The sequence below is a fragment of the Rhodococcus sp. NPDC059968 genome (assembly GCF_042738615.1).
Classification (GTDB): domain Bacteria; phylum Actinomycetota; class Actinomycetes; order Mycobacteriales; family Mycobacteriaceae; genus Rhodococcus_F.
This window is the reverse complement of record NZ_JBHWUE010000206.1, coordinates 1-6,594: the sequence shown is the minus strand read 5'-3', so window position 1 is coordinate 6,594 and position 6,594 is coordinate 1. Positions and strand designations below refer to the sequence as shown.

Annotated in this window: 4 protein-coding genes and 2 pseudogenes; 3 read left to right on the top strand and 3 right to left on the bottom strand. The window is 66.5% G+C overall.

Annotated elements, in window-relative coordinates:
- Positions 1-651: 651 nt before the first annotated feature.
- Positions 652-2,048: pseudogene (locus tag ACFWAY_RS52800) on the bottom strand (IS1380 family transposase).
- Positions 2,049-2,368: 320 nt separating this feature from the next.
- Positions 2,369-3,295 (bottom strand): aldo/keto reductase, encoded by a 927-nt coding sequence (locus tag ACFWAY_RS52795; protein ID WP_378516401.1) that lies wholly within the window; start codon positions 3,293-3,295, stop codon positions 2,369-2,371.
- Between the two features lie 509 nt (positions 3,296-3,804).
- On the opposite strand from ACFWAY_RS52795, the gene ACFWAY_RS52790 reads away from it, so the two are divergent.
- From ACFWAY_RS52790 to ACFWAY_RS52780, 3 genes are all read left to right on the top strand, one after another.
- A complete protein-coding gene (locus ACFWAY_RS52790; protein ID WP_378516400.1) occupies positions 3,805-4,152 on the top strand; it encodes a hypothetical protein in 348 nt (115 codons plus the stop codon).
- 618 nt (positions 4,153-4,770) lie between these two features.
- Positions 4,771-5,262, top strand: coding sequence for an MFS transporter (locus ACFWAY_RS52785; protein WP_378516399.1), 492 nt, complete (start codon positions 4,771-4,773; stop codon positions 5,260-5,262).
- A complete protein-coding gene (locus ACFWAY_RS52780) occupies positions 5,157-6,098 on the top strand; it encodes an MFS transporter (RefSeq protein WP_378516398.1) in 942 nt (313 codons plus the stop codon). The genes ACFWAY_RS52785 and ACFWAY_RS52780 overlap by 106 nt, the downstream gene beginning before the upstream one ends.
- A 15-nt stretch (positions 6,099-6,113) precedes the next feature.
- Here ACFWAY_RS52780 and ACFWAY_RS52775 read toward each other — a convergent pair.
- A pseudogene (locus ACFWAY_RS52775) lies at positions 6,114-6,594 on the bottom strand (IS630-like element ISRjo2 family transposase); the annotation flags it as partial.

The window sequence follows — 6,594 nt, the reverse complement described above, 5'->3', positions numbered from 1 at the left end:
GATCAACGTCAGGTCCAGTGGCACTTCACCACCGACGACGCCCGCATCAAGCTCCGCCATCTATATCCCAATACTTAGCCGCGACAGTGTACTAGGTGTCCGCCAGCGCGCGGGTATGCGGATGCGGGGTGAAACGCTTGTCGACGGCGACGGGAGGCCTCTGTCGGTCACGTCACTTCACGGTCACGCTTCCGTTGAAGAAGAACGGCGCCATGTTGCCGAAGCAAGTAGGTCACGTTGGACCCCTTCACGAAGCCGCTGACTCGCCGACTCCTGCCGCGAAGGCGCCCGTTTGAAATTGAACCCAAGTATGAGCGTGCGTGTCAATGTCGACGGGTCTCGGGACGCCGGGGCAGATCCACGCAGCGGCGGCGGAGTGCTGGTGTTCAAGGGATCGTCGATGAATCGATTTCGCTCAAAGCCGCCAGACCGCACAGCGTGACTTACCACTTCCCCGAAGGAATCGCCGAGCCCTGTCACACAGCATCTAAGCCTCAATCCGTGGATCGGTGATCTCGGTGATTTTCGGGTCGATTCTTTGGTGATGCCGATGGGCGACGGTGTTCGGGGCGTGGCTGATCTGCTGACCGGGTTGTCAGCTTATCCACGTTCGGTGTTCCTCGGTCGGGGCCGGTGGCCGGGGTGTCGGGGTCAGGCCGCTTGTGGCGGTTCGTAGTCGATGATGTTGTCCCAGAGAGTTGTCCAGTTGGCTTGTCGCGGCCAGTGCGCGGGTAGGTGGAGGACGGGTTTGCGTGCTGGCCGGGCGAATCGGGCCGGTACGTTGACCAGGTGCCGGCGCAGCGTGGCCCCGGGGGGCACGGCGTCACAGCTGCCGGCGAGGGTGCCGGCGGCGCGCAGCAGGTTGTGGGTGATCGCGGCGCAGAGCGTCCAGGCGCTGTTCACGCCGAAACGCCCCGACGGGATGTGAGCGAGTGGTCCGTCGATGAGGTCCGCGAACACCGTTTCCACGATCGCGTGTTTGCGGTGGGTGAGGTCGGCGTCGACGGTCGGCAGGTCGGAATTGGTGAAGAAGGGGTGGTATCGCCAGACCGGGAACAACGCGTCGGGGTAGTTGGCGTCCTTGACGCGGCGCACGATCAGGCGGGCGGTGACCTGGTGGCGGCCGGAGAACGCGGTGTACTCGATTTCGGCGACCTCGGCGTCGGAGATCAGCTCCCCGGTGTCGGGGTCGGTCACCGCACCTTCGATAGTGCACCGGCACCCACTCCCGCTCGTCGATGCTCTCCATCGCCCGGGTGATCCGCGGATTCCGGGTCATCACCAGCGAGAACTCGATGCCGGCGGCGATGGCGGCGGCGACGACGAACTTGTTGCCGAATGCCGAATCGCCGCGGGCCATGATCTTGCCCGTCGCCCCGCAGGCGCGGGCGGTGGTGATCGCCGAGCGCAGCTGGGAGGCGGCGCCGCGGCCGGAGCCGGTCTTGCCGGCCGCAGCCGCATCTCCGCGACCACCGGCGCCGCCTGCGCCGTGGACAGCGTGGTGACCAGCGGGTTCAGACCCCTTTGCGGAGCACGGTTCGGCCGGAGACCTTGGCATGTCCGTAGGACGCTCCTTGTTTCTGGTGCCCGTACACCGGGCGCAGCAGTGAGTCGATGTCGAGGAACGCCCGGTCTTCGATGCCGGGTAGCAGCGGTGTGCGGGCGGCGAGGGCGATCAGGTGTCGGCGCAGCACCGCCCCGAGCTGCAGGATGTGCCCGAAGATGAACTCGCGCAGGAAGATTCCCAGGGTCGACGGTGCGTAGATCTGGTCGAACAGGGTGGGCATCCCGCCGGCCCGGAGCAGGTTCATGTCGTCGATGTAGTCGGCTCCGGTACACATTCCGGCGATGATCGAGGTCAGTTTCCCGACCGGGTTCGCCGCGCCCGAGGCCACCCGCGTGGAGGTGAGGGCGACATGGGCGTCGATCAGCTCCGACAGGCCGGCCTGTTCGGCGAGTTCGAGGCCCGGGACCAACCCTGCCGCGGACACGAGATTGTATTCGTCGAACACCGCGGACCCATTCGTGAACGTGTGCGATGATTGCACTGAAAGTGCCTTTCCGTATGTGGACAATTGTGATGTGAGAATCTTGATTGTCTCACTACGGGAGGCGCTTTCGTCATTCACACGCCGTTACGGCCGGCGTAGTCTCCACGGATCCAGGTTAAGGCGGGGGCGACCGCTGCTGTTGGTGGAAGGCTGGTCGTCGGTGTTGATGTGCCCGGGTGGACAGGATCTCCGAGAAGATGTGCGATGGCATCAAGCAGCTTGAATCCAAGAGTCTCTATTCCTGCCGGAACATGACAGTGCCCGTGTCTCAGTAGTTTTCGCTAGCCGTGATTTCGTGCCAGTCTGGTCGCCCCAGCTCACGCTGTTTGCGTGGCGGCCGACAGTCGGTCGATTTCGGCGGGTGTCAGCGCCAGCGTGGCGGCGGGGAGGATCTGCGCGAGCTGCTCGGTGGTGCGCGCGCTGGCGATCGGGGCGACGACCCGCGGGCGGGCGAGCAGCCAGGCGAGTGCGACGGCGGGCACCGTAGTGTCGTGGGCGGCGGCGATCTCGTCGAGTGCCGCGAGCACCGCGGCACCACCCTGGTCGAGATACGCGCGCGCACCCTCGGCGCGGTCGGACTCGACGACCTCGCTGCCCGGCCGGTACTTGCCGGTCAAGAAACCCTTCGCCAGTGCGTAGTAGGGCAGCACGGCGAGGTCCCAGGCGTCGGCGACGGGCAGCAGCGTGGCCTCGAAGTTCCGTTCGACGAGGTTGTAGTGCGGCTGCAGGACGGTGAACTCGGCGAGCCCGTGTGTGCGCTGCAGGTCGAGGGCGGAGTTGAGCCGCTCCGGCGTGTAGTTGGAGGCGCCGAGGTGGCGCACCGTGCCCTCTTGGACGAGCGCGTCGAAGGCGTGCAGCGTTTCCTCCAGCGGCGTCTCTTCGTCGTCGAAGTGCGCATAGTAGAGGTCGATGTGGTCGGTCTGCAGGCGCTCAAGCGAGGCGTGTGCCTCACGCTTGATCGTCTCCGCGCGCAGGTTGCGGACCGGTTCGCGGCCGCCGCCGACCTTGGTGGCCACGACGATGCGGTCGTGGTTGCCTCGGTCGGTCATCCAACGTCCGATGATCCTCTCGGAGCGACCGTGCTCGATGAGGTAGGAGTTCGAGGTGTCGATGAAGTTGCCGCCCCCTGCGGTATAGACGTCGAGGACGGCGCGGGACTGCGGCTCGTCCGCGGTCCATCCGAACACGTTGCCGCCGAAGCAGATAGGAAAGACGTCGAGGTCGGTGCTTCCGAGAGTAACCATGTCATCCGACGTTAGCCGTGGTCGGCTGTCGCCGCGTCCCAGCCAGCGGGGGGCCGGGGTTCCAGGTAGCTGGAAGGATGGAAGCGCGCTCGCCATCGTAATCCGTTAGCTGCGTGGCGCACCGCGGTGCGGTGGGTCGTGGTGGATTCGCCGCCATGAGCCGCGTCGACGAACCCTACGCACGTGGCCGGAGGAGATCACCTACCGGGGCGGCACGGTCGGCTTCGGTAAGCATGCGAATCTTTGGTCGCTGGCGCGGGCCGAAGCGATCTTGCGGCAGTTGATGTATCGCGCGCGTTCTTGCGCTGGTAGCGGGGGCAGAGACCGCATCCTGCGGCATTTGTCACCGATCGCAGAATCGGTTGGGTTTGTCGCGGCGCTGCATGCTGGCAGGTACTTACCGATTCCAGCTGGTGGGGAGCAGTGATGGGTATCAGCGGTGATGACAGGTGTTCGCCGCAGCGCAATGCTGAAATGCGTTCAGTTGGAGCCATCGAAGGAGAACCACCATGCGAATCAAACTGACCTACATCACACCGGTATTGGTGGCGGGCGCTGCCGCAGTCGCCATCGCCGCCGCACCGACGGCCGCGGCGGATCCCCTTCCGGCTCAGCCGGCGGTGATCGCGACCGCGCCGACAGCCGTGGCCGGGCATTTCGACCACGCCCGCTACGGAGGCTGGGGCGGGGGCCATCCCGGCGGCTGGGGCGGGGGCGATCGCGGTGGCTGGGGCGGGGGCGATCGCGGTGGCTGGGGCGGGGGCGATCGCGGTGGCTGGGGCGGGGGCTGGAACCCGGGCTGGGGTGTGGGCTGGGACCCGGGCTTCGGCGGAGGTTGGGGCACCGGCAGCTTGTAAGGGCAGGTCCGATCCCCAAACGGTGCACCGGGCGCACGAACACCTCAGCGCTCGAAGTTGACCAACATCGGCCACGCACGCGAACACGGCGGCCGCGCAGATCGACCTCGATGCTGATGACGGGCTCGTCAGACTCGGCGGCGACGTGCTCGTGCAACGCAGTTCAGCGAAGGAGCGTCCCGCCGGCATGTGCCGAGCAATCGCGGTATCGACTGAGTCGGCGTCGGCGTCCACGATGCGGTCGTTCTAACAGCATGGCGGTCAGCAGGAATCGGCGGGTCCGGCCGTTGCGCCGCGGCGGCCGGCGGTGATGCTTCAGATCCCGAGCGCCGCCGAAGAGCACGGGTCTCAGGACACGAGGATCCGCATCCTCGCCCCGGTGCGCACGGGGTTCGGTGCGTCCGCACGACGGGTGAGTCGACTTGTGGGGGAGGGGTGTTGGGCTGCTGGTATACCCACCGATGAAAGGATCGACTCGATGAGTCAGGTGGTTGGACGATCGGGGCGGCCCAGACGGATTGCTGCGAAAGCATCGACCGAGGATCGGGCGCTCCCGGAGGACTTCCCTCGCGCAGGGGCCGATGCCGGGCGCTGGCGGTCACTCAGTTCGCGGCGTTCATGATTCTCCTCGACGTCAGCATCGTCAATGTTGCGCTGCCGTCCATCGAGCACGGGCTCGCCGTAGCGCCACAGACCGCGCAGTGGGTGGTGTCCGGGTACACGCTCAGCCTGGGGCTGACGTTGGTGTCCGCGGGCCGGCTCGGCGATTCCCTCGGCCGGCGCCGGATGTTCCTCGTCGCGCTTACTGCATTCGTGGTGACCAGTGCACTGACCGGCGCAGCACCGACCGCCGGGCCGCTGATCGCCGCGCGGCTGCTCCAAGGGGTCGCCGGCGGCATGCTCATCCCGCAGAACTCCGGCCTGATCCAGGAATTGTTCCAGGGCGCCGAGCGCGGCCGTGCGTTCGGGGTGCTCGGCGCGACGATCGGGACGCCTGGCGATGGGTGTTCTACGTCAATGTGCCGATCGGCCTGGTCGCGCTCGTGCTGGCCGCCCGTCTCGTACCCGCTACGACCGGTGGCGGTGTGCGCGATACCCACCTGGACTTGATCGGCTCACTGCTGCTCGGCGGTGCCATCTTGAGCCTGCTGGTGCCCGTGGTCGAGGCGGACAGCGGCGGTTTGAGCCGGCTGTCCTGGCTGTGGGGTGCGGCGGCGCTGCTGCTGACGGTGTTCGGCTGGTGGGAAATGCGGACCGTAGCCAAGGGGCGCCAACCGCTGCTGGACCCGCGGCTCCTGCGCACCTCCGGCTACGCCTCCGGAACCGGCATCGCCCTCGTCTACTTCGTCGGGTTCACCGGCATCTGGCTGGTGTTGGCGTTGTACTTCCAAGAGGGGCTGGGGTACTCGCCGCTGCGCTCGGGTCTGACCGTGACGCCGTTCGCGATCGGGGTCGCCGTCTCCGCGGTGATCGCGGGCCGACTCGTGTCCCGGTTCGGACGCTGGGTCACTCTCTGCGGGCTCACCGCGACGGTCCTCGGGCTGATCGCGACCGCGCTCGTGCTCCGCCACGCCACCGGAGATCCTCCGGCGTGGGCAATCGTCGGGCCACTGCTCGTGGCCGGGCTCGGCGGCGGCATGGTCACCTCGCCCAACATGACGCTGACACTGCAGCACGTGCCGGTGAGGATGGCCGGTGCGGCGGGCGGGGCGGTGCAGACCGCCCAACGAATCGGCGCGGCGATCGGCACCGCGGCGCTCACCGCGACCTACTACCACGCCCTCATCCTCGGCGGTCACGACTACGCGAGAGCGGTCTCCGACGCCCTGCTGACCGCGTCGGGGTTCATGCTGCTGGCGCTGTTGATGGCCTTCATAGACGCGACGCGAGGACGGCGAGGCCGTCTCCGACAAGTGGAACCGAACCGAACCGCCACCTCGGTCTAGTGGTGTGTCTCTGATTTAGCTGATCTTTTCCAGTGCGACGCGGCCGCGCGCAACCTTGGCGAGGATGGATTCGGCGGTCGCGGTCCATTCGTATGGTCGGGGGTTTTCATTGTGGGCATCGAGGTATTCCTCAATGGAGGCGATGAGGTGCGGTACGGAGTGAAAGACCCTGCGCCGCAGAGCTTTATCAGTCAGCTCTCGGAACCAACGTTCGACGAGATTGAGCCACGAGGAGGAGGTGGGAGTGAAGTGCAGGTGGAACCGTGGATGCTTATCGAGCCAAGCCCGGACCTTCTCGTGCTTGTGGGTGGCGTAGTTGTCCAGGATCAGATGGATCTCCAAGTCCTTGGGCACCTCACGGTCGATGGTGCGCAGAAATCTCAAGAACTCCTGGTGACGGTGGCGCGGCAGGCACTGGCCGATCACCTTGCCGGTAAGGACGTCGAGCGCGGCAAACAAGGTGGTGGTGCCGTGACGCTTGTAGTCGTGGGTCATC

Excerpts from the sequence above, each read along its gene's own strand:
- ACFWAY_RS52795 (WP_378516401.1), bottom strand. The coding sequence starts at position 3,295 with ATGGTTACTCTCGGAAGCACCGACCTCGACGTCTTTCCTATCTGCTTC.
- ACFWAY_RS52790 (WP_378516400.1), top strand. The coding sequence starts at position 3,805 with ATGCGAATCAAACTGACCTACATCACACCGGTATTGGTGGCGGGCGCT.
- ACFWAY_RS52785 (WP_378516399.1), top strand. The coding sequence starts at position 4,771 with ATGATTCTCCTCGACGTCAGCATCGTCAATGTTGCGCTGCCGTCCATC.